This is a genomic window from Thermopolyspora sp. NPDC052614 (assembly GCF_040678635.1).
Classification (GTDB): domain Bacteria; phylum Actinomycetota; class Actinomycetes; order Streptosporangiales; family Streptosporangiaceae; genus Thermopolyspora.
This window is the reverse complement of record NZ_JBFATZ010000029.1, coordinates 63,450-87,839: the sequence shown is the minus strand read 5'-3', so window position 1 is coordinate 87,839 and position 24,390 is coordinate 63,450. Positions and strand designations below refer to the sequence as shown.

The 24,390-nt window shown below is 70.7% G+C and carries 25 protein-coding genes; 8 read left to right on the top strand and 17 right to left on the bottom strand.

Features of this window, described 5'->3' with window-relative positions; genetic code table 11:
• Positions 1 to 468: 468 nt before the first annotated feature.
• Positions 469 to 864: a hypothetical protein gene (locus tag AB0K60_RS35765; protein ID WP_364065657.1), complete on the top strand. Its 396-nt coding sequence runs from the start codon at positions 469 to 471 to the stop codon at positions 862 to 864.
• A gap of 30 nt (positions 865 to 894) precedes the next feature.
• Here the strand turns inward: AB0K60_RS35765 and AB0K60_RS35760 are convergent, their stop codons facing one another.
• Positions 895 to 1,317 (bottom strand): ATP-binding protein, encoded by a 423-nt coding sequence (locus tag AB0K60_RS35760; protein WP_364065654.1) that lies wholly within the window; start codon positions 1,315 to 1,317, stop codon positions 895 to 897.
• Positions 1,318 to 1,465: 148 nt separating this feature from the next.
• Between AB0K60_RS35760 and AB0K60_RS35755 the strand changes: the two genes are divergently transcribed.
• Positions 1,466 to 1,774, top strand: coding sequence for a hypothetical protein (locus AB0K60_RS35755; RefSeq protein WP_364065651.1), 309 nt, complete (start codon positions 1,466 to 1,468; stop codon positions 1,772 to 1,774).
• Positions 1,775 to 2,005: 231 nt separating this feature from the next.
• Here the strand turns inward: AB0K60_RS35755 and AB0K60_RS35750 are convergent, their stop codons facing one another.
• The 10 genes from AB0K60_RS35750 to AB0K60_RS35705 all read right to left on the bottom strand — a co-directional run bounded on the left by AB0K60_RS35750 (position 2,006) and on the right by AB0K60_RS35705 (position 9,852).
• On the bottom strand, positions 2,006 to 2,626 hold the full coding sequence (locus AB0K60_RS35750) for a helix-turn-helix domain-containing protein (protein ID WP_364065648.1): 621 nt from the start codon (positions 2,624 to 2,626) through the stop codon (positions 2,006 to 2,008).
• 79 nt (positions 2,627 to 2,705) lie between these two features.
• Complete coding sequence (locus AB0K60_RS35745) at positions 2,706 to 3,086, bottom strand: SchA/CurD-like domain-containing protein (protein WP_364065645.1); 381 nt, start codon at positions 3,084 to 3,086, stop codon at positions 2,706 to 2,708.
• A 42-nt stretch (positions 3,087 to 3,128) separates the two neighbouring features.
• Entirely contained in the window at positions 3,129 to 3,773 is a 645-nt protein-coding gene (locus AB0K60_RS35740; RefSeq protein ID WP_364065642.1) for an antibiotic biosynthesis monooxygenase, read from the bottom strand.
• On the bottom strand, positions 3,770 to 4,237 hold the full coding sequence (locus AB0K60_RS35735) for an SRPBCC family protein (RefSeq protein WP_364065640.1): 468 nt from the start codon (positions 4,235 to 4,237) through the stop codon (positions 3,770 to 3,772). The genes AB0K60_RS35740 and AB0K60_RS35735 overlap by 4 nt, the downstream gene beginning before the upstream one ends.
• 6 nt (positions 4,238 to 4,243) lie before the next feature.
• Entirely contained in the window at positions 4,244 to 4,528 is a 285-nt protein-coding gene (locus tag AB0K60_RS35730) for an acyl carrier protein (RefSeq protein WP_364065637.1), read from the bottom strand.
• 24 nt (positions 4,529 to 4,552) lie between these two features.
• The gene (locus tag AB0K60_RS35725) at positions 4,553 to 5,749 is read right to left on the bottom strand and encodes a ketosynthase chain-length factor (protein ID WP_364065634.1); all 1,197 of its coding nucleotides are present in this window, start codon (positions 5,747 to 5,749) and stop codon (positions 4,553 to 4,555) included.
• Positions 5,750 to 5,848: 99 nt separating this feature from the next.
• Complete coding sequence (locus AB0K60_RS35720; protein ID WP_364065631.1) at positions 5,849 to 7,111, bottom strand: beta-ketoacyl-[acyl-carrier-protein] synthase family protein; 1,263 nt, start codon at positions 7,109 to 7,111, stop codon at positions 5,849 to 5,851.
• A complete protein-coding gene (locus tag AB0K60_RS35715; protein ID WP_364065628.1) occupies positions 7,108 to 7,542 on the bottom strand; it encodes a cupin domain-containing protein in 435 nt (144 codons plus the stop codon). The genes AB0K60_RS35720 and AB0K60_RS35715 overlap by 4 nt, the downstream gene beginning before the upstream one ends.
• Complete coding sequence (locus AB0K60_RS35710; protein WP_364065625.1) at positions 7,539 to 7,862, bottom strand: TcmI family type II polyketide cyclase; 324 nt, start codon at positions 7,860 to 7,862, stop codon at positions 7,539 to 7,541. Before AB0K60_RS35710 ends, AB0K60_RS35715 begins: the two co-directional genes overlap by 4 nt.
• A gap of 61 nt (positions 7,863 to 7,923) precedes the next feature.
• Positions 7,924 to 9,852, bottom strand: coding sequence for a BTAD domain-containing putative transcriptional regulator (locus AB0K60_RS35705; RefSeq protein WP_364065622.1), 1,929 nt, complete (start codon positions 9,850 to 9,852; stop codon positions 7,924 to 7,926).
• 341 nt (positions 9,853 to 10,193) lie between these two features.
• On the opposite strand from AB0K60_RS35705, the gene AB0K60_RS35700 reads away from it, so the two are divergent.
• From AB0K60_RS35700 to AB0K60_RS35690, 3 genes are read left to right on the top strand one after another with little or no spacing between them, the layout of a single operon-like run.
• Positions 10,194 to 11,879: an acetyl-CoA carboxylase carboxyltransferase subunit alpha gene (locus tag AB0K60_RS35700; protein ID WP_364065619.1), complete on the top strand. Its 1,686-nt coding sequence runs from the start codon at positions 10,194 to 10,196 to the stop codon at positions 11,877 to 11,879.
• The gene (accB, locus tag AB0K60_RS35695; protein WP_364065616.1) at positions 11,876 to 12,436 is read left to right on the top strand and encodes an acetyl-CoA carboxylase biotin carboxyl carrier protein; all 561 of its coding nucleotides are present in this window, start codon (positions 11,876 to 11,878) and stop codon (positions 12,434 to 12,436) included. Before AB0K60_RS35700 ends, accB begins: the two co-directional genes overlap by 4 nt.
• Before the next feature lie 10 nt (positions 12,437 to 12,446).
• Entirely contained in the window at positions 12,447 to 13,811 is a 1,365-nt protein-coding gene (locus tag AB0K60_RS35690) for a biotin carboxylase N-terminal domain-containing protein (protein ID WP_364065613.1), read from the top strand.
• Positions 13,812 to 13,880: 69 nt separating this feature from the next.
• Here the strand turns inward: AB0K60_RS35690 and AB0K60_RS35685 are convergent, their stop codons facing one another.
• Positions 13,881 to 14,264, bottom strand: a complete 384-nt coding sequence (locus AB0K60_RS35685; RefSeq protein ID WP_364065610.1) for a hypothetical protein — start codon at positions 14,262 to 14,264, stop codon at positions 13,881 to 13,883.
• Between the two features lie 395 nt (positions 14,265 to 14,659).
• On the opposite strand from AB0K60_RS35685, the gene AB0K60_RS35680 reads away from it, so the two are divergent.
• On the top strand, positions 14,660 to 15,043 hold the full coding sequence (locus tag AB0K60_RS35680; protein WP_364065607.1) for an Lsr2 family protein: 384 nt from the start codon (positions 14,660 to 14,662) through the stop codon (positions 15,041 to 15,043).
• 100 nt (positions 15,044 to 15,143) lie between these two features.
• Here AB0K60_RS35680 and AB0K60_RS35675 read toward each other — a convergent pair whose 3' ends face one another.
• Positions 15,144 to 16,331: a cytochrome P450 gene (locus AB0K60_RS35675; RefSeq protein ID WP_364065604.1), complete on the bottom strand. Its 1,188-nt coding sequence runs from the start codon at positions 16,329 to 16,331 to the stop codon at positions 15,144 to 15,146.
• A gap of 114 nt (positions 16,332 to 16,445) precedes the next feature.
• On the opposite strand from AB0K60_RS35675, the gene AB0K60_RS35670 reads away from it, so the two are divergent.
• Both AB0K60_RS35670 and tuf read left to right on the top strand, forming a co-directional pair.
• Complete coding sequence (locus tag AB0K60_RS35670; RefSeq protein WP_364065600.1) at positions 16,446 to 16,610, top strand: hypothetical protein; 165 nt, start codon at positions 16,446 to 16,448, stop codon at positions 16,608 to 16,610.
• A 94-nt stretch (positions 16,611 to 16,704) separates the two neighbouring features.
• Positions 16,705 to 17,877 carry an elongation factor Tu gene (tuf, locus tag AB0K60_RS35665; protein ID WP_364065597.1) on the top strand — a complete coding sequence of 391 codons (1,173 nt, stop codon included), beginning with the start codon at positions 16,705 to 16,707 and terminating at the stop codon, positions 17,875 to 17,877.
• Positions 17,878 to 18,262: 385 nt separating this feature from the next.
• Here the strand turns inward: tuf and AB0K60_RS35660 are convergent, their stop codons facing one another.
• The 4 genes from AB0K60_RS35660 to AB0K60_RS35645 form a co-directional block, all read right to left on the bottom strand.
• A complete protein-coding gene (locus tag AB0K60_RS35660) occupies positions 18,263 to 19,111 on the bottom strand; it encodes a CPBP family intramembrane glutamic endopeptidase (RefSeq protein ID WP_364065663.1) in 849 nt (282 codons plus the stop codon).
• 153 nt (positions 19,112 to 19,264) lie between these two features.
• Positions 19,265 to 21,544 carry an excinuclease ABC subunit UvrA gene (locus tag AB0K60_RS35655; protein WP_364065594.1) on the bottom strand — a complete coding sequence of 760 codons (2,280 nt, stop codon included), beginning with the start codon at positions 21,542 to 21,544 and terminating at the stop codon, positions 19,265 to 19,267.
• A gap of 423 nt (positions 21,545 to 21,967) precedes the next feature.
• Positions 21,968 to 23,905 (bottom strand): N-6 DNA methylase, encoded by a 1,938-nt coding sequence (locus AB0K60_RS35650; RefSeq protein WP_364065591.1) that lies wholly within the window; start codon positions 23,903 to 23,905, stop codon positions 21,968 to 21,970.
• Between the two features lie 343 nt (positions 23,906 to 24,248).
• A complete protein-coding gene (locus tag AB0K60_RS35645; RefSeq protein WP_364065660.1) occupies positions 24,249 to 24,380 on the bottom strand; it encodes a DUF397 domain-containing protein in 132 nt (43 codons plus the stop codon).
• Between the last annotated feature and the right edge of the window lie 10 nt (positions 24,381 to 24,390).

The following is a 24,390-nucleotide window of genomic DNA, read 5'->3' as shown; positions in this document are numbered from 1 at the left end:
GTTTCCTCAATTCTTCCCGGGATTCCCATCCGGTGTCAAATCGGCCCCATCGGGACCACTTGCACCGAACCCGGGCAACCCAAGTAGAATCGAAGACCCTGTCTCCAGGGCAACCCCTCTAACTTACCCGACGATCCGTCCAGACGCCAAAACGGGCCCGTCCGAAGATCGAGAAGGTCGAGGGGGGTCGCGATCGGCACCCCGATGCCCGAACCAGGGGTCCAGGCACCTCACAGCGCTCCTGCGACGGTTGAGAACTCTACCAGCCCCAGATGACCATGATGTGCATTTGTCTCGCACGTCAACCATTCGGGCCTCTCAAGCATCCCAAACAGGAGACGTTTGGGCACGGTGGGCAACCTATCGTCAACCCGTCCGCAATCGCCTCACGTTACGAATCAGGTGCAACGGGTCCCACAGGAGCCAGGGAGCTCCCGTAGTCCCAGCAACGGGGTGGAGGTGGCCATCATGACGCGGTCCGAGTTCGACGACATCCGCGCCCACATCACAGCAGAGGCGGATCGGCCGGGTGACCTGCTCGAAATCGCTCATTCCCTGCTCGATGACCTGGAGCAGGTCCGCAGGCGCGAGGCGTTGCTGCGGAGCCACTACCTTCGGTTGCTCACCGCCGCGCGGGCGAGCGTGGCGGCCGAGCGGAACGGGGACCCCGATCCGCTCGTCTTCCTCAAGCACGAGTTGGGCAGGCGTGGCCAGTTGCCGGCCGAGGGTGAGCAGGCGCACCGCGTGCTCGCCGACGCGTGCACGGCGATGGCCCTGATGGCGAGCCTGGAGCAGACGCCGCGCAGGAGGACCGCTCCCAGCCTCCGCCGGTGCATCGGCCCGAGCCGGTCGCTGCCCCGGTGATCTCCGGGGACCTCGGGGCGGCTACCCCGGCTAACCCGCGGTCCCGGTCGGGGCGACGACGAGTTCGAACCACACCTCGTTCGTCCCGGCCTCTCGGATGAGTCCCCAACGCCGCGCCAGCGCCTCCAGCAACGGCAGGCCCCTCCCGTTGGCAGCGCTCGGCGCGGCATGGCAGGCGCAGGGCGGCTCGGCCGATCCCTCGTCGCGTACGCTCACGTACACCCGCTTGTCGCTGTGTGAGAGATCCAGCGTGAAGGTTCCTCCCGCGCCGGTCCGCGAGTGCAGTACGGCGTTGGTCGCGATCTCGCTCGTGAGCAGGACGCAGTCGTCGTGCAGCGGATGATCCCGGCCCAGTTCCTTCGATATCCAGCGACGGGCCCGCGCGACCTGATCCGGCCGCCCGGGCAACCGCAGAAAAACCCGTACGGCCCCGCCGTCCCCCGATGACTCCATCGACGTCCCCCTCCCCCACATCGCGTTGTAAAGACGCGACGATCGAGGCAATGGATGTCGCCGAAAGGTGGCATTGGGATAGCCCGATTGACCGGCGCTTTGCACTTCACGGTGAATGTCGCCCCCGGATGAGGGCAGACGTGGGCGCATGGACGGCGACGGAAGGCTCACCTCGGATCTCATCAGGGAGCGCCTCGGCAGGGAGGTGCTGCGTAGTCGGCGGCTCGCCACGGCATTGGCCGAGGCCCACGAGCGGGTGGCTCGGGATGAGGAGGACACCGCGGCCACCTATGACGCCCTGGCCGCGCTCCACCCTGGGCGGCCGGAGTTGCGGGAGAAGGCGAAACGGGCTCGCGAGGCGGCGGCCATCGCGCGGGAGTGCGCGACGTGGGCGCACGGGCTCGCGCGCCGGGCGGACCAGCATGAGACATCGACCAGGCGCGAGACGTCGCTCTGAGAGGGGATGTCGGCGTCGGTCCGGTATGAGGCGTCGGAGCGGTATGCGGCTTCGGCCCGGCGCAGCGGGACCTCGCGGCCAGCGGCTTCGACATGGCAGTCGACAGGGCATCGGACGTCATGCGGCGCGGACGTCGATGCAGCCGGATCCGGTGTCAGATGTCCACGTGGCGGGGGTTTCGGTGGGGGTACAGGGGCGGCCCACCGGGAGGGGCGGACCGGTCACCACGGATCAGCCCAGTGTGAGCACCAGTTCGCTGAGGCGGCGTCCGTTGGCCAGCACGGCCGTGATGAGGGCGAGGTCGTCGCGGCGCCCGACGGTTAGCGGGTACCAGGCCTCTCGTAGTTCGCGCAACGCTGGGCCGATGCGCGCCCGGCAGGCTTCCTGATCGACCCGTACGAGGTCGCACCTGTTGACGTCATGCCGGTCGGTCACCCGTCCGTCGCCGGAACACCAATCGCCGCATCCCACGCCGCCACGGCAGCGCCGTACCAGCCCGGCGCTTTCCAGCGTGTCCACCGCGGCGAGCGTCGCGTCCGATCCGAGCCCGGCGAGGGTGCTCAGGCGGCGCATGGACAGAGTCTCATGCCGTGCCAGCAGGTGCAGGCAGCGGAAGGCGGCGGGATCGAGGTTCGCCCTGGCGGAGAGCGCGCACACCAGCCGCTCCGCCTGCCTCAGCAGCCGATGGCTCTCCCGTTCGACGGCCTCAAGAAGCTCGATGCTCCGCGCGGCGTCCTCATCATCGTGGTCCTCGTCATCGTGGTCCTCGTCATCGCGGCCCACGTCGCCGCGGTTCGCTTGGTGCCAGTCGCGGAGGTTCTCGTCGTGAAGGATGTTCTTGTCGTACGGCACGGTCGGGGCCACCTCCGTTCGTGGCGACCGGGCCTGGGCGGCGGCTTCCGCCCAGGCTTCGGCGGCGGAGCGTTCCGATTCACGTGCGCGCGGGCTCGGCCTCCGGCGAGGAGTGGAACACGCAGCGCATCAGCGCGTCGCGGAAGAAGGCGGCGAACCGGTCCGGCGACTGCGTGGCCCGGGTCTCGGCCAGGTACGGCTGGAGCCGCCCCTCGATCTGGTGGATGTTCCGCTGCCGGGCCAAGTGGCGCCCGACTGCGGCGAAGTCGCCCTCATAGTGGATGACCCGGACGAGCACGTCGTCCTTGATGAACGCGGCCGTCCCGAGCAGGCGGGCCACCTCGCGCCCCTGCTCGTCGGTCACGATCGGCGAGTCGAGGCGCGGCGACTCGGCGAAGATTTCGCTGATCTCGTCCTCGTGGCCGGGTTTCACCCGAAAGGTGATCGCGGCAAATGGCATGACATTTCCCCCGTCAGTCCCCGTCAGTGATTCGGTGCGCGCTCAGTACGAGGCCACGACCTCGTACACCCCGAACGTGTTCTCGGGGTCCCCGGCCCAGTACGGCCGCAGCGGCGCGGTGAGCGGCAGGTGCTCGGGCGCGTCCCGCCAGGCGATGTAGGTCTCCCGGTCGGCCCAGTCGCTGAGCACCAGGAACTTGTGCGGGTCGTCCATCGAGCGCAGCAGCTCGTTGCCGCGCAGGCCCTGCCGTCCGGCGAGCTTGCGGCTGATCTGGTGGTAGCCGTTCTCGACGGCGCCCGGGTCGGCCTTGGGCTCGGCGAGGTAGAGCATGACGCGTACCCGCTCGCTCGCAGGCCGGGGCGGCACCTGGCAGGCCACGGTCATGGCCGACATCGAGGACTCGGCCTTGCAGGGCGCGATGCGCCTGCGGTTCTCGGCGTGCTCGGGGCTGTGCTCGAACTCGCGGAACCGCTTCTCGCTCACCCAGTCGCTGGTGATGTAGTAGACGCAGTCCTCGTCGGCGCTGCGGCTGAGCCACTGGCCGAGGTTGGCCGGGTGGCGGGAGATGGCGTCGGCGATGTCCCGCCAGATGCTCTCGAACTCCTGGCCCTTGCCGGGGTGGACGCGCAGCCGGACCAGGACGCGGAAGGCGTTCTGGGTCGCCGGCCTGCTCGTGGTGATGCTCATATCTGGATCTCCGTCCTGAAGTCGGCCCGCTCAAGCAGTTGCTTGATGCGCTGCATCTGGATGACGGTGTTGGCGTTGAGCCGGTCGGTCATGCGCCCGTCGTCGAGGGGCGAGGTCGGCTTCATCTCGAAGTCCTGCACCCAGCGCATGCGCACGCCGCCGCGAACCTCCTCGTACTCCCAGAAGAGGTTCATGTACTTGAACCAGCCGGGCTCGACGCGGTGCGCGCGCACGGTCCTGGTGGCCGGGTCCGGCGTGCGCTCCGACACCCAGCTCCAGACGTTGCCGTCGGTGTCGGGGTGCATGGTGAGCCGGAACCGGACCGTCGGGCCCTGCCGCCGCAGGATCTCGGCGGAGGCGTACTCGCTGAACAGCCGCGGCCAGGATTCGACGTCGTTGGTGACGTCCCAAACGAGGTCCATGGGCCGGTCGATGACGATGTGGTTGTCGGTGTGTCCTGCCATCTCCGCTCACCTCCGCAGTTCGCCGGCGAATCGGCGGTTGACGTAGTCCACCGCGGCGCGCGGCGTCGTCATCTCCTCGATCGCGTCGTCGGGGATGCGGATCCCGAACTCCTGCTGTACGTGGGCGGCCATCTCCAGCATGGCCAGCGAGTCGTAGCCGAGTTCGGTGAACGGAACGTCGGCGGTGTCCTCGCCGATGTCCGCACCGACGCGGCCGTCGTGGCGACCGTCGGGGACGCCCGCGCAGTTGTGCAGGATGCGCCGCACGTCGTCCAGGGTGAACATGGTCATGTCGTCCCTCCTTCGTGAAATGGGTCAGGGCGCGGTCACCAGCAGGGCGGAGTTGAAGCCGCCGTAGCCGCGGGCGAGCACGAGCGCGGTGCGCACGGGCGTCTCGCGCGAGGCGCCGATGACGAGGTCGATGTCGCAGCCGGGTGCCGGGGCGGTCACGCCGACGGTCGGCGGGATCACGTCGTCGCGTACGGCGAGCAGGGCCGCGGCCACGTCGAGCGCGGCGCCTCCGGCGTACAGGCGGCCGGTCATGGTCTTGGGCGCGGTGACCGGCACGGCGTACGGGCCGAAGATCTCGCAGATCGCCTCGGCCTCGGCCAGGTCCCGATCGGGGACGCCGAGGGCGTCGGCGAACACGACGTCCACCTGTTCGGGCCGGATCCGCGCGTCGTCGAGCGCGAGGCGGATGGCGCGGGCGAGGTTGCCGCGGTCCGGGCGGCCGGGCTCGGGGCGCGGGTCGAAGCTCGACCCGTAGCCCGCGATCACCCCGTACGGCTCGGCCTCCCGCGAGCCCTCGCGCTCCGCGATCAGCATGGCCCCGCCCTCGCCGGGCACGTGCCCGCAGGCGTCGGCGTCGAAGGGCAGGTAGGCCCGGACGGGGTCGTCGCGCGTGCTCAGCATCCCGCTGGAGAGCTGGGCGACCAGCGCGTACGGCGAGCGGGAGGCGTCGGTGCCGCCGGTGACGACCACGCGGGCGTCGCGCCGCAGCAGCCGCCGCGCCTGCGCGGCCACGTCGAGTCCCCCGGCCTGCTCGGCGCACACCACGCCGCAGGGGCCGCGCATGCCGTACCGGATGGAGACCTGGCCGGTGGTGGCGGCGTAGAACCAGGCGATGGACTGGTAGGCGCCGACGTACTCCGGCCCCTTGGACCACAGTTTCTCGATCTCGCGCTGGCCGAACTCGTTGCCGCCCGAGGAGCTGGCCGTGACCACCGCCATCTCGTATTCGGGCAGCTCGGCCGGGTCGATGCCGGCGTCGTCGAGGGCCATCTGGGTGGCGGCGAGGCCGAGGTGGGTCCAGTGGTCGGTCTGCGGGATGAGCCTGCCGGGCACGTGCTCGACGGCCTCGAACTCCTGCACGATCCCGGCGACGCGTACCGGGTAGCGCTCAGGGTCGAGGTGGGTGATGCGGCTGATGCCGCTCTTGCCGTCGAGCGTCGCCGCCCAGTACGCCTCGGTGCCGAGGCCGTTGGGCGCGGTGACGCCGATGCCGGTCACCACGACCCGGGCGGGCGCGCCGCGTTGTCGGTTCTCCGAGGGGCCTCGTGATCGGTCCTGTGGTCGTCTCTGTGGTGGTCTCGGTCGTACGCTCACTGGTTCTCACCTCACCTGCTCGTCGGCGAGCAGCATCGCCGTCTGGAATCCGCCGAAGCCGCTGCCGACGCTGAGCACCACGTCGACGGGCTGTTCGCGGGCGGTGACGGGCACGTAGTCGAGATCGCACTCCGGGTCCGGGGTGTGCAGGTTCGCGGTCGGCGGGATCACGTTGTGCTTGATCGCCAGCACGGAGGCGGCGACCTCGATGGAGCCGATCGCGCCGAGCGAGTGCCCGACCATGGACTTGATGGAGCTGACCGGGGCGCGGTAGGCGTGCTCGCCGAGCGCGTCCTTGAAGGCGGCGGTCTCGTGGCGGTCGTTCTGCCGGGTGCCGGAGCCGTGCGCGTTGATGTAGGAGACGTCCTCCGGGTTGAGCTCGGCCTCGCGCATCGCGACGCGGATCGCCTCGGCCATCTCGCGGCCGTCCGGTTTGAGGCCGGTCATGTGGTACGCGTTGCTCCGGCTGGCGAATCCCACTATTTCGGCATAAATCTCCGCACCCCGGCGGCGGGCGGCCTCCCGCTCCTCCAGCACCATCACGGCCGACCCCTCCCCCAGCACGAACCCGTCGCGGTCGAGGTCGAACGGCCGGGAGGCGTGCTCGGGATCGTCGTTGTTCGGCGAGGTCGCCTTGATCGCGTCGAAGCAGGCCACGGTGATCGGCGAGATCGGGGCGTCGGTGGCGCCCGCGACGACCACGTCCGCGGCCCCCTCCTCGACCAGGCGGTAGCCGTGCCCGACGGCGTCGAGCCCGGCGGTGCAGCCGGTGGAGATGAGCGCGACCGGGCCCTCGGCCCCCGCCGTCCAGGCGACCTCGACGGCGAGCGTGCTCGGCACCATGTAGCCGTACAGGTGGGGCACGCCGTAGGCGGGATCGACGAGCCAGTTCCGGCCGCCGTCGCTGACCACGACGTACTCCTCCTCCAGGCCCGTGGTGCAGCCGACCGCGCTGCCCAGGCTGACGCCGCGCCGTTCGGGCGGGACGTCCCGCAGATCGAGGCCGCTGTCGGCGAGCGCCTCGCGGGCGCTGACCACGGCGATCTGCGCCGCCCGGTCCATGCGGCGGATCTCCTGCGGCGACAGGCCCGCGCGGGCCGGATCGAAGTCGATCTCGGCGGCGACCCGGGAGCGGAACCCCTCCGGATCGAACAGGCTGATCCGGCGGGTCGCGGTGCGGCCCGAGCTGATCAGATTCCAGAACGCCGGTACGCCGACGCCGCCCGGTGCGGTGACCCCGAGACCGGTGATCACCACGCGGCGCTTCACCGGGACCCCTCACCCCCGACCAGCGGGACGCCGGCGGCGGGATCGCCGACGGTTTCGGTGTCTACGTGGCCGAGCTCGGGGCGCGGGGCGAGCGGGCTGGCGTGGAAGACGAAGAACGCCTCCTCGTCGCCGGCGTTGGCCAGGCAGTGCCGGATCGACTTGGGCACCATGATGGCCTCGCCGGGGCCCAGCTCGATCTCCCGCTCGCCGTCCACGCGGGCGATCAGGTGGCCGCGTACCAGGTAGAGGAACTCCTCGGAGTACGGGTGGTAGTGCTCGGTGATGCGCTGGCCGGGCTGCAGCCAGCCCGCGCCCATGAAGCCGGAGGTCGCGGCGACGGTCCGCGGGCTGAGCAGCACGCGCAGGTCACCGCCGCGGCGGGTGTTGGCCACGACGTCGTCGAGGGACACCTTTTCGATGGTCTCGGTCATCGGCTCGCCTCCCAGGTGTAGAACGGCTCGGCCATGGCGTCCTTGGGCTCACGCCAGTTCGGGTCGTACGGCCGGATGTGCTCGGCGAGTTTGCGGTTGATGTCCTGATAGAGCGGGTGGGATCGCGCCGTGTAAAGGTCGGGCGTGATGTCCTGGTCCGCCTGGGCGAGGTGGAAATACAGGTCGTGGAAACGGAAGAGCGTGCGCCGCGTCACGCCGATCATGGCCGGCAGGTCGCCGGCGTCGGATTCGGCGAATATCTTGGCCACGGCCTCGGTCTCGGAGGGCTCCATCCGCGCCACGATGAGCGTCTGATGCACAGCACCTCTCCTTTCATCCGGATATGCCCAGCATGTCCGGAATGTCTGGAGAATCGCTGGTTCAGCGCTGGAGCCCCTCCAATGTCAAGGGGTGGGCGTCCAGTTCGTCGTCGAGGCATTCGCGGGCGTACAGGCGCACCAGCTCGTGCAGCGAGTAGCAGACCTCGCCGTCGTCGCCGGGGCGTACCCGCAGCAGGGAGACCTCGGCCAGGCGGGCGAGCAGGCGGGCGGCGCGGCCGGACTCGCAGCCGAGCAGCACGGCCGCGTGCGACGGGGCGACGTCGGGGGTGCGCAGCAGGCCGAGCAGGCGGAACAGGCTGCGCTCGGGGTCGTCGAGGCGGGCGTACGAGGCGGCGAGGGCGGCGCGCACGTCGAGGTTCGACACGCGCAGCTCGTCCAGGCGGGTGGCGGGGTCGTCGAGGCGGTCGGCGTACTTGCGCAGGGCCAGGCCCTGGCTCGCGGCCAGGCGCGACCCGGCGCAGCGCAGCGCGAGCGGCAGGCCGCCGCACAGCCGGACCACGCGCTCGGCCTCCTTGCGCTCGTCATCGACCCGCGCCTGGCCGATGATGAGCGCCAGCAGTTCCAGGCCCTCGGCCTCGTCCGGCGGGTCCAGTTCGAGCACGGTGGCCCCGGCGAAGCCGTGCAGGCCGTACCGGCTGGTGACGAGGACCACGCACTCGGCCGAGCCGGGCAGCAGGGGCTGCACCTGCTCGGCGCCGCAGGCGTCGTCGAGCACGACCAGCACCCGGCGCCCGGCGCTCCAGGTGCGAAACAGCTTGGCGCGCTCGTCGCGGTCGGGCGGGATGCGGCCGGCCGGGACGCCCGCCGCGCGCAGGAAGCCGCCGAGCACCTCGCCCGGGTCCACCGGGGCTCCGTCCGGGGCGGTCAGGCGGGCGAAGAGCTGGCCCGACGGGTAGTGTCGCCTGGCCCGGTGGGCGGCGTGCACGGCGAGCGTGGTCTTGCCGACGCCCGGCATTCCGGTCAGGCAGGCCACGCGGACCGCCGTCGCCGATCCCGCGGGGCGTTCCAGCACCTCGGCGAGCCACTCCAGGGCCCGCGTACGGCCGACGAAGTCGGCGATGTCCGGCGGAAGCTGGGCCGGTGGCACCTCGCCGTCGAGTTCGCCGTCGAGTTCGCCGTCGAGTTCACCGTCGCGTTCACCGTCGAGTCTGTTGGGCAGCTCGACGACGAGCTCTCCGACGGCGGCGGGAGGCGCCGCCGCGAGGCGGGCCGGGGGCTCGGCGGGGTCGTAAGGGTCGGCGGTGAGGAGGCGCTGCTGCAGGCGGCACAGTTCCGGGGACGGCTCCAGGCCGAGCTGATCGACGAGCTGGCGGCGCAGGCCCTGGAAGACCTCCAGCGCCTCGACCCGCCGGCCCGAGGCGTGCAGGGCCGTCATCAGCTTGGCGTAGAACTCCTCGTTGAGCGGGTGCGTGATGATCAGCTCCTTCAGCTCGCTGATCAGCTCCCGGTGCCGGCCCAGCCGCAGGTCCGCCTCCAGGCGCAGGTCGAGGGCGCGCAGCCGGCTCTCCTCCAGCCGGGTGATCTGCGCCGACAGCAGCTCGCCCGGGGTCAGGTTGGCGAGCGCGGGCCCCCGCCACAGGTCAAGCGCCCGCACCAGCATCCGCGACGCGCCCTCGGCGTCGCCCCGCTCCAGCGCGTCGCGCCCCTCGGCCACCCGGCGCTCGAAGTCGTGCAGGTCCACCGCGCCGGGATCCACCTGGAGCAGGTAGCCGTACGGCTTGGTGAGCAGCGGCTCGCGCCCGTCCCGCCCCAGCGTTTTGCGCAGCTTGTAGATATAGGTCTGCAAGGTGGAATGGGCGCTCGGCGGCGGCCGTTCCCCCCACAACTCGTCGACGAATTCACGGGTGGAGACGATGTGGTTGTGCCGTAGTACCAGCATTGCCAGCACCCCGCGTACCTTCGCCGCGCTTGGCGTGATCTCGCGGGTATCGTGAACGACCTCCAGTGCACCGAGAACCCGGAATTCCATGCGATCTGTCTCCGATTGATCGACGACCTCGTTTGTGCAGGCCAGCGGGCCTCGGCGGGCCGATGAACCCCACCAAATCAGATCAATGCCCACATCGGAGACCCGCGAAATCCGCAGGTCGTGACCGGATCTCCGCAGCATCCCGCAACGCCCGCCAGATTTTTGACCTCACACCGTCGCGGGCGGCCCCGCGTTGACCGAGTCCGGAACCGCCCGATGACGATCGCGGCCACTTAATTTCCGGTGATATGCCGCTCGTCGCCGACCGCCACCAGCGCCGCTCCAGCGAGCGTTGAGCGCCCTGCTCCAGCGTGGCCGAAGGAGTGCCGACTGGAGGACACATGCGACTCGATACCCGGGCGACCGCACGATGGCTGTGCTGCGGTGGATGCCGTGACCTGGTGTACGCCGAGCACTTCGTCCGCGACCTGCGCGTCTGCCCGCACTGCGGCCACCACGACCGGCTCGGCGCGCACGAGCGCCTGAGCACGCTCCTCGACGCGCACCCGGTGATCCCCCTCGACGCCGCGCCCACCCTGGACGACCCGCTCGGCTTCGCCGACACCCGGCCGTACCGGGATCGGCTGGCGCAGGCCCGCGGCGGCACGGGGCTCGACGAGGCGGTGCTGTGCGCGTCCGGCACGATCCTCGGCCGGCCGGTCGTGGCCGCGGTGATGGACTTCGCCTTTCTCGGCGGCAGCCTGGGCTGCGCGGTCGGCGAGCGCATCACCGCCGCGGCCGAGCACGCGCTGGCGACCGCGACGCCGCTGCTGATCGTCAGCGCCTCGGGCGGCGCCCGCATGCAGGAGGGCGTCCTGTCGCTGATGCAGATGGTCAAGACCGCGCAGGCGCTGGGCGCGCTCGACGCCGCCGGGGTCCCGGTGATCTCGCTGATCACCGATCCGACGTACGGGGGCGTGGCGGCCTCCTACGCGACCCTCGGCGACGTCATCCTCGCCGAACCCGGCGCGCACCTGGGCTTCGCCGGGCCGCGGGTGATCGCGCAGACGATCCGGCAGCCGCTGCCGGAGGGCTTCCAGACCGCCGAGACCCTGCTCGGCCAGGGCCTGATCGACGCGATACGGCCGCGCGCCGCGCTGCGCCCGGCCATCGCCCAGATCCTGGACGCCGCCGCGTGGGCCCGGGGCGATCGCGCGCTGCCCGCGGCGTGGCGCGACGACGCGCCGCCGCTGGCCCGCCGTGCCGAGGAACTGCCGGTGCGGGACGCCTGGCGGACGGTACGGCTGGCGCGGCACCCGGGACGGCCGACGACGCTCGACTACACCGGCTGGCTGCTCGACGACTTCATCGAACTGTGCGGCGACCGGGTGTCCGGGGACTGCCCGGCGATCGTGGGCGGCATCGGCCGCGTCGACGGCGTACCGGTGATGCTGATCGGGCACCAGAAGGGGCACGACACACGGGAACTGGTGGCGCGCAACTTCGGCATGTCGTCCCCGGCCGGGTACCGCAAGGCGGCGCGGCTCATGCGGCTCGCCGAGAAGCTGCGCCTGCCGATCGTCACGCTCGTCGACACCCCGGGGGCCTATCCGGGCGTGGAGGCCGAGGCGGGCGGGCAGGCGCACGCGATCGCGGAGAACCTGCGGCTGATGTCCCGGCTCACCGTGCCCGTCGTCGCCGTGGTGACCGGCGAGGGCGGCAGCGGCGGGGCGCTGGCGCTGGCCGTGGCCGACCGGGTGCTCGCGCTCGCCAACGCGGTCTACTCGGTGATCAGCCCGGAGGGCTGCGCGGCGATCCTGTGGCGGGACGCGAGCGCCGCGCCGCAGGCGGCGGCGGCGCTCCGGCTCGGCGTGCGGGACCTGCTCGGGCACGGCGTGATCGACGCCGTCATCCCCGAGCCGGACGGCGGCGCGCACGAGGACCCGCCGCGCGCCGCCCAGCTGGTACGGCGCGCCGTCACCGCCACCCTGTACGAGCTCGCCGGCCTCGACCCGGCGCGACTGGTCGCCGAGCGGACCCGGCGATTCCGGGCCTTCGGCGCGGCGGCCGTGGAGGTGTCCGCATGACCGAGGCGACAGGTTCCGGGCCGAACCCGGTCAGCAGGTCGCGGCCGGAGGACCTGCTCGCCTGGGTCGCCGGGTACGCGGTCGAGCTCAACCACGTCGGCGGCGGGCCGCTGCGCCGGATGGCCGTCACCTGCGGGGGCACGACGGTCGAGGTCGAGTGGGCGCCGCCGCCCGAGCGCGCGGGCGTGCCGGTCTCGCCGGGGCGGGTCTCCGCCAACGGCGACGGGGGGCGTAACGGCGGCGACCCGCGTCGCGGCGGCCGGCACGAGCGGGGCGACCATTTCGACCATTTCAAGGACGGCGAGGCGACGTTCGTGGTGGCCTCGCCGATGGTCGGCACCTTCTACCGGGCACCCGAGCCGGGGGCCGCGCCGTACGTGGAGGTGGGCGACACGGTGGAGGCCGGGCAGCAGGTGGGCATCGTCGAGGCGATGAAGCTCATGAACCCGATCGTCGCCGAACGGCCCGGCAGGGTCGTCGAGGTCATCGCCGACGACGGCTCGCCGGTCGAATACGACCAGCCATTGATCGTTCTTGTGCCGTGCGACGGCCAGTGACGGGAGTGCCATGTTCAACACGGTCCTGATCGCCAACCGCGGCGAGATCGCGCTGCGCGTCCTGCGGACCTGTCGCGAGATGGGCATCCGCGTGGTGGTCGCCCACTCGACCGCCGACCGGGACACCCCGGCCGTACGGCAGGCCGACGAGTCCATCCAGATCGGCCCGCCACAGCCGAAGCGCAGCTACCTCAACGCGGCGGCGATCGTGTCGGCCGCGCTGCAGACCGGCGCGGACGCGATCCATCCGGGCTACGGCTTCCTGTCGGAGAACCCGGAGTTCGCCGAGATCTGCCAGGCGCACGGCCTGGCGCTGATCGGCCCGCCGCCGGAGGTGATCGCCCGGCTCGGCGACAAGGCGTCCGCCCGCGCGTTCGCCATCGAGGCGAGGCTTCCCGTGCTGCCCGGCGGCATGGGGGGCGCCGACGGCACGGATCCGGCCGAGGCCAAGCGCGTCGCGGACGAGGCCGGCTATCCGGTCGTGATCAAGGCGGCGGCGGGCGGCGGCGGCCGGGCGATGACGGTGGTGCGCGAGCCGGGCGAATTCCTGCCCGCGTTCGGGGCGACCCGCCGGGAGGCGATGGCGCTGTTCGGCGATCCGCGCGTGTACGTCGAGAAGTACGTGGACGCGGCGCGGCACATCGAGGTGCAGGTGCTCGCCGATGGGCATGGCAACGTCATTCACCTTGGCGTACGGGACTGCTCGATTCAGCGCCGCAGGCAGAAGCTGATCGAGGAGACGCCGCCGCCGAACCTGCCGGAGAAGGCGATCGAGCGCATCGGCACGCTCGCGGTGCGGGCGGCGCGGGCGGCCGGGTACGTCGGGGCGGGCACGTTCGAGTTCGTGCTCGACGAGGACGGCGGGGTGTTCTTCATCGAGGCGAACTGCCGGTTGCAGGTGGAGCACCCGATCAGCGAGATGGTGACCGGCATCGACCTGGTCCGCGAGCAGTTGCTGATCGCCGCCGGACGGCCGCTCGCGCGCCGCCAGGAGGACGTGGTCCCGTACGGCGTCGCCCTGGAGTGCCGGGTGAACGCCGAGAACCCGTTCCGCGACTTCCTGCCCGCGCCGGGCCTGATCGAGCGGTTCGAGCCGCCGGGCGGGCCGTTCACGCGGGTGGACACGCACGCGGTGCCGAACCTGCGCGTCACCGCCGACTACGACCCGCTGATCGCGAAGGTGGCGGTGTGGGCGCCGACGCGGGAGGAGGTGCTGGCGCGGATGGACCGGGCGCTGGGCGAGTTCACGATCAGCGGGCCGGGGCTGTGCACGAACCTGTCGTTCCTGCGGGACGTGCTGGCGCATCCGCTGTTCCGGCACGCCAAGCACACCACCTCGCTCGTCGATCAGATGATGTCCACGCCGCTGTCCTGACGGCTGTTCTTTTGGGGCTGGTCCTGGGGCTCGTCCTGGGGCTGGGCCTAGGGCTGGTCCTGGGGCTGGTCACTGCGGTGGGTCCGGTGTGGGCTGCGGAATGTTGAGCTCGTCGAGCGCCGCCTGCGCGGTGGCGAGGTCGATCGCCGAGAAGCAGCCGCTGTTGTTGATCACCTGGTAGAGCGAGGTGCGGGCCTTGAGGCGGTGCAGCGCGGTGTCCGGCTTGTAGCGCCGCGCCTCCTCCATGATCTTGGTGCTGTCCTGGCGGATCGCCAGGCACTCGCCGTCGATGTCCCCCGACCGGTCGAGGCTGCCGACGACGATGCCGGCGATGAAGGAGCACAGGGCGATCGCCGCGACGATGAGTCCCAGCAGGATCCGCATCTGCCGAGTGAGCCCAAGCCGCAGCAGGCGGATCATCGCGACCTGAATGCTCTCCTGTCCGTGGCGCATACCAGTGTGACGCGAGTGGTGATCTTCAGGTTGACGCCGCATGTGACGTAGGACACGGATCGGGGACACGGATCGGGGACACGGATCGGGGACACGGATCGGGGACACGGATCGCGGTCCCGGCCCCGCGCCACCCGGCGGGCCGACCCGATACCTTTTCCTGAAAGAACAACCGAATCGTCAAATCCCGTCTTACGGCAGGTTTGCGGTGAATCGTCATGCCCATGCCGCCTGACCATGGAAAATCATGGATCGGTGATTCTGCTACTACGGTACGTTCACCAATGACTTTCCCAACTGGATTTTTCGGACAACGGAGGTAAAGAACTCTCGGATGCCCTAAGCTTCCCGCAGAGCATTCTTACGGGGCACCCCTTTTTAAGGAAGGCAACACGATGGCACAGAAGACCGTCGTTACCCTCACGGACGACCTCGACGGCGAACTCGCCGACGAGACGGTCAAATTCGGGCTTGACGGCGTCTACTACGAGATCGACCTGCGGGAGAGCAACGCCAAGAAGCTGCGTCAGTTGTTGCAGCCGTATCAGTCCGCGGCGCGCAGGGCCACCGCCCCCGCCACCGCGACCCGCGGCAAGGGCGGCCGCGGCCGTACCTCGGGCGGCGGCGACCGCGAGCGCTCGGCCGAGATCCGGGCCTGGGCGAAGAAACACGGCCTTCCGGTGAGCGAGCGAGGGCGAATCTCCGCGATCCTCGCCGCCGCCTTTGAGGCGAACGACCCGAGCCGGGTCAAGAGCGCCGGCTCGGGTTCGCGGGCGTAGATGAGATGACGCCTGGTTTGTGAAATTAGTCCGCTCAGCTCCAGGCCGGTTCAGCGGTACGGGTGTCGTAGCCCACCTGGAGCGCCGAAGCTTCCGGCGTCTACCAGGCCACGGGCAGCGATTCGAGCCCGTAGACAATTGACAGTTTCCGGAACGGGACTTCCTCCCACGGCACGTCGAGACGCAGCGTGGGGAAGCGGCGCACCAGCGCGGGGAAGGCGATGCGCATTTCCAGCCGGGCGAGGGGCGCGCCCACGCAGTGGTGAATGCCGTGCCCGAAGGCCATGTGCGGGGGCATGTCGCGGGCGGGGGCCACGCAGTCCAGGTCCGGGTCGCCCTCGCCGCGCAGCGCGGGGTCGCGGTTGGCGCCGATCAGCGAGCACAGCACCATCTCGCCCTTCTTGATCTGCTGACCGGCGAATTCGAGGTCCTCGCGGGCGAAGCGGGGGAAGGCGACCTGCACCACGGTCATGTAGCGCAGCAGCTCCTCGATCAGCCCGGGGACGATCTCGTCGCCGTCGCGCACCTGGGCGAAGTAGTCGGGGTTGCGCAGCAGCCACAGCGTGCCGAGCCCGAGCATGCTCGTGGTGGTGTCGTGGCCGCCGGTGAGCAGGCCGTCGGCGAGGCTCGCCAGCTCGCGGTCGCTCAGGTCGTCGCCGTGCTCGCGCAGCAGCATGCCGAGCAGCCCGTCGCCGGGGTTGCGGCGCTCGCGGGCCACCAGGTCGGTGAGGTAGGCCATCGACTCGTTCACCGCCGCGAGCGACGCCTCCGGCCCGGCCGAGAAGTCGAACCGGTCCTTGGCGAGCCGCTCGAACCTGGCCTGCTCCTCGTAGGGCACGCCGAGCAGCTCGCACACCACCAGCGACGGGATCGGCAGCGAGAACGCCTTGACGAAGTCGACCGGCGGGCCCTGCTTCTCCATGGCGTCGAGGCGGCCGTTCACGATCGCCTCGATGCGGGGCTCCAACCTGCGCAGCCGCCGTACGGTGAACTCCGGGGTGAGCAGCTTGCGCAGCCGGGTGTGCTCCGGCGGGTCGCGGAAGCCGAGCCCGCCCGGGTCCTCCTGCTGGGAGCCCATGCCCGTGACGTTGCCGAAGTCGTTGCTGAACCGCTCGGAGTCGCCGAGCACGGCCCGCACGTCCTCGTAGCGGGTGACGAACCACACCGTGCCACCGCCCGGAATGGTCAGGGGGTAGACGGCCTTCTCGGCTCGGATCTGCCCCAGCTCGGGCACGGGGTCGAACGCCTCGCGCATGAACTGGATGAGCGGGAACTCGGTTTCAGACATCAATCATCCTCATCGTCCTGCGGCCGAATAGGAGCATATGGTGCATAAACGCCGAACCACCACTTGACCAGCCTCCCAAAAACCTGTTGCGGACGCGATGTGACGTGACCCACCATGGGCGGCATGATCCGGCATGCACACCTCGTCACGCCCGCCGTCGCGGGCGCGATCGCGCGTGCCGCACTGACCGGTGCACTCCTGGCAGCCCTGGCTGACCTGGCTGACCTGGCGGCCCCGACGGCCCTGGCGGCATCGCCGCTCGACGGCGCGGAGCGCTGACCCTTCCCCGGACGTCCCGAGTGACCCGACGGGGGAGGGTTGTCCAACGCTCGGGTCACCACCTTCTGGGTCAACACCATCTCGAGGACCGGTCATGGCCAAGCAGGCCTACGTACGCGACAAGCCACATCTCAACATAGGGACCATGGGTCACGTCGACCACGGGAAGACAACCCTCACCGCCGCGATCACCAAAGTGCTCAGCGGGCACGGCGGTGCCCGTTACGTCCCCTTCGAGCGGATCGACCGTGCGCCGGAGGAGGCGGCCCGGGGCATCACGATCAACATCTCGCACGTGGAGTACGAGACCGCGAGCCGCCACTACGCGCACGTGGACATGCCCGGTCACGCCGACTACGTGAAGAACATGATCACGGGTGCGGCGCAGCTCGACGGCGCGATCCTCGTCGTCTCCGCGCAGGACGGCATCATGCCGCAGACGCGCGAGCACGTGCTGCTCGCCCGCCGGGTCGGCGTCGGGCACGTGGTCGTCGCGCTCAACAAGGCCGACGGGGCCGACCCGGAGCTCATCGACCTGGTCGAGCTGGAGCTGCGCGAGCTGCTCGCCGAGCACGGCTACCCGGACGCGCCCATCGTGCGGGTCTCCGGGCTGCGCGCGCTGGAGGGCGACCCGGTGTGGGTCTCCGCGATCGACGACCTGCTCCAGGCGGTCGACGACCACATCCCGCTCCCGGTCCGCTACACCGACGCGCCGTTCCTGCTCCCGGTGGAGAACGTGCTCACGGTCACCGGCCGGGGCACCGTGGTCACCGGGGCGATCGAGCGCGGCCGCATCCGCGTCGGTGAGAGCGTCGCCGCCGTGGGCCTCGGCGAGGGCTTCACCGCCGTCGTCACCGGCGTCGAGACCTTCGGCAAGACCATGGAGTACGGCGAGGCCGGCGACAACGCCGCCCTCCTGCTCCGCGGCGTCCGCCGTGACCAGGTACGGCGCGGCCAGGTGCTCGCGGCCCCCGGCAGCATCACCGCCCACACCCGGTTCACCGCCGAGATCTACCTGCTCACCGAGGCCGAGGGCGGCCGCCGCACCGCCATCGCCTCCGGCTACCGCCCGCAGTTCTACCTGCGCACCGCGGACGTCCCCGGCGAACTGCACCTCGGCGGCGACGACCTCGCCCTCCCCGGCGACACCGTCACCGTCACGGTCGCCCTCGGCAAGCCGATCGCCCTGGAACCGGGCCTCGGCTTCGCCATCCGCGAGGGCCGCCGCACCGTCGGCGGCGGCACCGTCACCACGGTGCTCGACTAGCCCGACCGACCGGCTCCACCGATGCCGGGCCGACGCCCAGCAGCGAACGGCCCGGCACACCGGAGACACCGCCAAGCCGACGGGCGAGCAAACTCCTTGAGGGCCGCCGCACCGTCGGCGGCGGCACCGTCACCACGGTGCTCGACTAGCCCAAACGACCGGTCCCACCGATGCCGGGCCGACGCCCAGCAGCGAACGACCCGGCACACCGAAGACACCGCCAAGCCGACGGACAAGCAAACTCCTCTGCTCGCTGGCCGCCTTTTCGAGCGCCGGGTCGGCGCGCAGATGCACGGCGCGGCCCGGCGCTCATGCACGATGCCCAGGCCGACAACACGGACACCCCGGCCACTGATGGCGGGGCCGGGGTGTGCTCCGTAAGTGCCTAACCGACCCCTGCGGCAGTGCGGGCCTCAGACCCCACCGGCCAGCGGCGCAGGACGACGGCGGCGGGGATGGCGAGCAGGGCCCAGCCGACCAGGCCGGTGATGCCAGCGAGGAACAGGTTGGGCGGGGCGGCGGCGTCGCCGATGATCAGGGGAAGGCCGCCCCAGGCGTTGAGGGTGGCGTGGCCGAAGACGGCGGGCCAAGCGCTGCCTGCGTACAGGCGGGTCCAGCCGAGCACGACGCCGAAAATGACGCAGAACCCGACGAAGGCGAGGGCCGCCCAGGGGCCGAGTTCGGCGTAGTTGTAGCCGAGCAGGGTGAGCGGGGCGTGCCAGGCGCCCCAGATGACGCCGGACAGCAGGAGCGCGCGGGCGGTGCCGAGGCGCGTCAGGTGGGGCAGGAGCCAGCCGCGCCAGCCCCATTCCTCGCCGAGGGCCGGGATCGCGTTGAGCAGCGGCGCGATCAGCAGGGCGGTTCCGATCTGGACGGCGGCGAGGATGGCGGGGTCGGCGGGCAGTGTCGCGCCGGGAGTGGATCGCTCCAATGTCTGACGGAAGAGGCTGAGCCCGGCGATGTCGAGGGTGAGGAGCCCGAGCGCGGCGCTCACGGCGATGGCGAGGACGGCCAGCAGCGGGATGCCGAGCCAGGCCGCCGCGACCAGCGCGAACGTTCGCTTCTTCGACTCGCCCAACCCGAGGCCGGTTTGAGCGGCCCACTTGCGCAGCGGGACATCGCGGTGGTTCAGCAGCCACACCGCGAGTACGCCGAGCGAGGGGGTGGCCATCATCGCGGTGCCGACGAGGTAGACGAGCGGGGAGGACAGCCCGCCGCCCAGCCAGACCGGCACAGCGGCCAACCAGGACAGGCCGAATGCGACGACGAGGAAAACGGGGAGATCTTTTCGGGAGGACGGTGCGGCGGACATGGGTCTAGCTCCGATCGGATGCGCGTTCGTTGATCAGGCTGTTGAGCAGGCTGAGGTCTCTACGGTCGGCGAGACTCAGGCGGACGCGGCCGCCAGCGTGTTCGCGAGGTCGCGGCGCAGGAACTCGGCGGTGTGTGAGTTCGGGGCGTCGAGGAGGTCGGCGGGGGTGCCTTCGAAGATGACGCGTCCGCCGTCGGTGCCGCCCTCGGGGCCTAGGTCGATGATCCAGTCCGCGTTCTTGATGACGTCGAGGTTGTGCTCGATGACGACGACGGAGTTGCCCTGGTCCACCAGGCGGTCGATGACCGCGAGCAGGTGTGAGACGTCCGACATGTGCAGGCCGGTGGTCGGCTCGTCCATGACGTACACGCTGCCCTTCTTGTGCAGTTCGGTGGCGAGCTTGACGCGCTGGCACTCGCCGCCGGAGAGCGTGGACAGCGGCTGGCCGAGCCGCAGGTAGTCGAGGCCGACGTCGTTGACGGCGCGCAGCACGTCGCGGATCTTCTTCTCGGTGAAGAACTCGACGGCCTCGGCGGCGGTCATCTCCAGCACGTCGCTGATCGACTTGCCGCGCAGCCCGTACGCGAGCACCTCCTCTTTAAAGCGGCGCCCGCCGCAGGTCTCGCAGGTGGACTTGACGCCCTCCATGAACGCGAGGTCGGTGTAGATGAGCCCGAGTCCCTGGCAGTCGGGGCAGGCGCCGGTCGAGTTGGCGCTGAACAGCGACGGGCTGACGCCGTTGGCCTTGGCGAACAGCCTGCGGATCGGGTCGAGGATGCCGGTGTATGTGGTCAGGTTGGAGCGGCGGTTGGCGGCGACGGCGCTCTGGTCGATGGCGATCGCGTCGGGGTGCTCGCGCAGGAAGACCTCGTTGATGAGGCTGCTCTTGCCCGACCCGGCCACGCCGGTCACAACGGTGAGCACGCCCACCGGGATGTCGACGGTGACGTTCTTCAGGTTGTGCAGCGTGGCGTCGCGGACCGTCATCACGCCGGTCGGTTGCCGGTAGGCGGTCTTCATCGGCAGCGCGTGCCGCATGAACCGGCCCGTCAGCGTGTCGGCCTCGCACAGCGCCGCCACGTCGCCGGCGAAGACGATCTCGCCGCCGTGGGTGCCGGCCTTCGGGCCGACGTCGATCACGTGGTCGGCGATCTCGATGACGTCCCGGTCGTGCTCGACGACGAGCACGGTGTTGCCCTTGTCGCGCAGCTTGACCAGCAGCTTCTTGAGTCGCTGCACGTCGCGCGGGTGCAGGCCGACGCTCGGCTCGTCGAAGATGTACGTCATGTCCACCAGGCTGCTGGCGAGGTGCCGCACCATCTTGACCCGCTGCGACTCGCCGCCCGACAGCGTGGTCATCGGCCGGTCCAGGGTGATGTAGCCGAGCCCGATCGTGATCAGGTCGCTCAGCCGGTCGATGAGGCTCTCCAGCACCGGCCCGGCCTGCGGCGCGTCCACGCCGCGCAGTACCTCCACCAGCTCGGTCGCCTCAAGCGCCGACATCTCGGCGATGTTGCGGCCGTCGATCCTGCAGCTCAGCGTCGTGGCGTTCAGTCGCGCCCCCGCGCACTCCGGACAGACCTCCGAGTGGGTGAACCGCTCGAAGACCTCCCGGCTGCGGTCGGACATCGCGGCGGCGTCCTTGGCGAGGTAGAGCCGGGTGAACTTCTCGACGATGCCCTCATAGCCGGTGTTGATCGTGCCGCCCTGCCATTCGAGCGGAACCTTGGACCCCGAGCCGTGCAGCAGCACCCGCCATTCGGCCTCGCTGTAGTCGGCCAGCGGCTTGTCGTTGTCGAACAGCCCCGAGGCGATGTAGATCTGCCAGTACCAGGAGCCCACCTTGAAGTCGGGGTGCAGCAGCGCCCCCTCGTTCAGGGACTTGGACCGGTCGAGGAACGCGTCCAGGTCGAGGGCCGTGATCCGCCCGATACCGTCGCAGCGCGGGCACATCCCCTGCGGGTCGTTGAAGGAGAAGCAGTTCGCATACCCCACGTACGGCTCGCCCGCCCGGGAGAACAGCAGCCGCAGCAACGGCGCGATGTCGGTGATCGTGCCCACCGTGGACCGTGAGTTGCCCCCGATCCGCTTCTGGTCCACCACGATCGCCGCCGAGATGTTCTCGATCGTGTCCAGATCCGGGTGCCCGTAGCTGGGCAGGAAGTTGCGCGCGAACGCGGTGAAGGTCTCGTTGAGCTGCCGCTGCGCCTCGGCGGCGATGGTGTCGAACACGATCGACGACTTGCCGGACCCCGACACGCCGGTGAAGACGGTGATCTTGCGTTTGGGGATGGTCAGCGAGACGTTCTTCAGATTGTTTTCACGGGCGCCGGTGATCTTGATGAACTCGGTCATGACTCCCCTGTAACTCTATACGTTGTAGAGAGTACATTATCGTGCCTAGATGACAGAACCTGACTTCTTGTCCGACCCGGCGGTCGCTGAAAACTCATCGTTTTATGGGGTGGCGCCGGAAGCACCCTTCTCCGACGGGGAGCACGCTTCGGCCGCAGGCGGGGGCGTGCCGATCCGGAGGTGTCGCTGTGCTGTTCAGTTCTGAGACGCATCCGCTCGTGGGACGCGACGAGGAGCCGACGCGCGCCCTGCTCCTGTACGGTGGCCAGGACCGCGGCCGAGCCCGGCACTTGGGTACTGTCCGCGTCCGGCGTCGGCTACTCCGGCCTCAACCAGCCGCCTTCATTCGCTGCGCGTTCCGCGCGGCCTCCGGTGGACGTACGCCGACGAGGTCAACAAGGCCCTGCCGTGGCCCGGTGCCCGTCAGCCGGATTCCAGGGTGCCGTCGAGGAGGCCGTCGAAGCCCAGGCGTACCAGGTCGTCGCCGACGGCGCGCAGGCGCCGGAGCTCGTTCTCGAAGTCGAGGAGGCGACGGAACGCCTCGCCGTACACGCGTTGCTCCTCGATGGGGAGGCGCGGGAGCTGGGCGCGGCGGGGGTCCACGCGGGCGGAGGAGCCGAGGCGGATGCTGGACTCGCCGGTCACGCGGAGGCAGCCGGCGAGGAAGTAGGGGTCGAGGCGCTCGGCGTCGAGGCGGAACAGCAGAAGCTGCGGGCCGAGGGCCGCGCCGCCCTCGCGGATCACGCGGGGGACGGTGTCGCTGCGGGCGATCATGGGGGCGACGACGTCGCCGGGCTCGACGGTGATCAGGCCCTCCTCGTCCTCGGCGCGTCCGGTCGGGGCGCGGTCGAAGAACAGGTCCTTGGTGGTGAGGACGGGGTGTGGGCCGCGTTCGACGTTCAGCTTGATCGGGCCTTGGAGGATGGTGACGACACCGGCCCTGGCCAGTTCGCCGACGTTGGTCATCGGCAGGTCGCGCCGCCGGGTCAGGGGGATCAGCTCGGGTACGCTCAGCTTGGCCAGCGCGGCGACGGCCTCTTCGCGGACCCGGGGGAAGGCCGACGGCTCGGACTGGGGCTGGGGCGGCACGCGGTGCGTGGGCGAGAGGGCGACCTCCTCGTCGAGCAGGTCGATGATCCGCATCGTGCGGGCGGCCGAGGGGAGATCGGTCTGGTCGTTGTACGCCCGCCAGGCCGCCTCGGCGAGGGCGAGGTCCTCTCCCGCGTTGATCATGAGCAGGTCGGAGGGCGGGCTGTCGCCGGGTATCGGACGGCGTAGCACCCACAGGTCCGGAGCACCGCTCGACGCGGGCGCGGCCCCCACCGAGAGGGTCACGATCGCCCGCAGCGCGCCCGCGCGCAGCAGGTTGCCGCGGATGCGCCGGCCCGGCCGCCTGCTGGAGGCCACGCCCGGCATCATGACGACGGCCAGGCCGCCGGGGCGTACATGGGAGAGGCAGTGCTGGACCCAGGCGAGCTCGGACTCGCCCCGGGGAGGCAGGCCGTACTCCCAGCGGGGGTCGTTGGCGAGCTCCTCGTAGCCCCAGCCTCGGTCGTTGAACGGCGGGTTGCACACGACCGCGTCGACGCGCTCGCCCGCGAAGGCGTCGGCGCGCAGCGAGTCGCCGCTGCGGATGACGGCGTTCATGCCCCGCAGCAGCAGGCGGATGGCGGTGAGGCGGGAAGCGCTTACGCTGATGTCCTGGCCGATCGCCCGGGTGGCGCCGGAGGCGAGCAGCAGCGTGCCGATGCCGCACGATGGGTCGAGCACCGTCCCGCCCGCCGTGGCCGCGAGCGCGGCCATGAGCGCGGCCACATCGTCCGGGGTGGCGAGCAGACGCCGGGAGTGCGCGTCCACGTAGCGTTCGCAGATGCCGTCGAAGGCGTCCACCGGCCCGAGGTCCCGGCACAGGTCCGCGATGGCGCGGACCTGCGAGGCGTCCACCCGCACCTCGCGCGGCGACTCGCCGGGCAGTTCCGTGACGACCTCGGCCATGGCGGACGGAAGCCGGATGAGCATCTCCTCGTCCGGGAGCCGGGCGAGCTTGCGCCAGCCGGCCTCGTCCCGCATCAGGTAGAGCAGAAACTGGCCGGTGTTGCCGACCGCCTCGCCCAGCCGCAGATCGTCGCCCGTGCTGCGCAGCCCCTGCCACACCCGCTCAAGCGGGGACACCTCGACATATCGGTCGTGGCGGCGCAGCCACTGCTCGACCTCGGCGAGGGAGAACGCGGGGCTGGTCGCGGTGCCGCCGATCGGCTTGGGAAAGTCGTCGAACCGCTTACGCCAGTTGCTCACCGCCGCCCGGCCGACATCCGCGATTCGGGCGATGTCCGCGGCATTGACCATGACATCGTCTCGCATCAATGTCCTTCCTCCGGGTGCCACCAGCAGCCGCGCCGCCGGACGTATTCCGCCCGCGAACGCATGGACCGATTGGACGCCCGTGTCGTCCCCGCAGTCCACCTACTATCCGATGAGCGACCCCGTGAACCACCACGTGAGCCAGCTACCGGCGCCAACCCCCTCGCCCGACGACGGGCCGCGCCTGGCACCCTCGCACCGCCGTACCGGCGGGGCCACCGCATGACCGTCATCCCGATCATCTTAAATCGTCCCGCATGCACGGCTCACCCACAACGTGCACAACCACTGGCGTGGACTGCGGCGGCCGGTCTGCTCGCGTACGGCGACACGCCTGCCTCTGTTACGCGATGACGTGTGCGGCCTCAACGCCGCGGATGAACGTCCTCCGCTCGTCGCCGGCGAAGACGAGCACAGGCCCTGCGGGGTTCTTGCTGTGACGCACGACCACGGGGTCCGACCCGCCGCCCGTCACCTCCACGCAT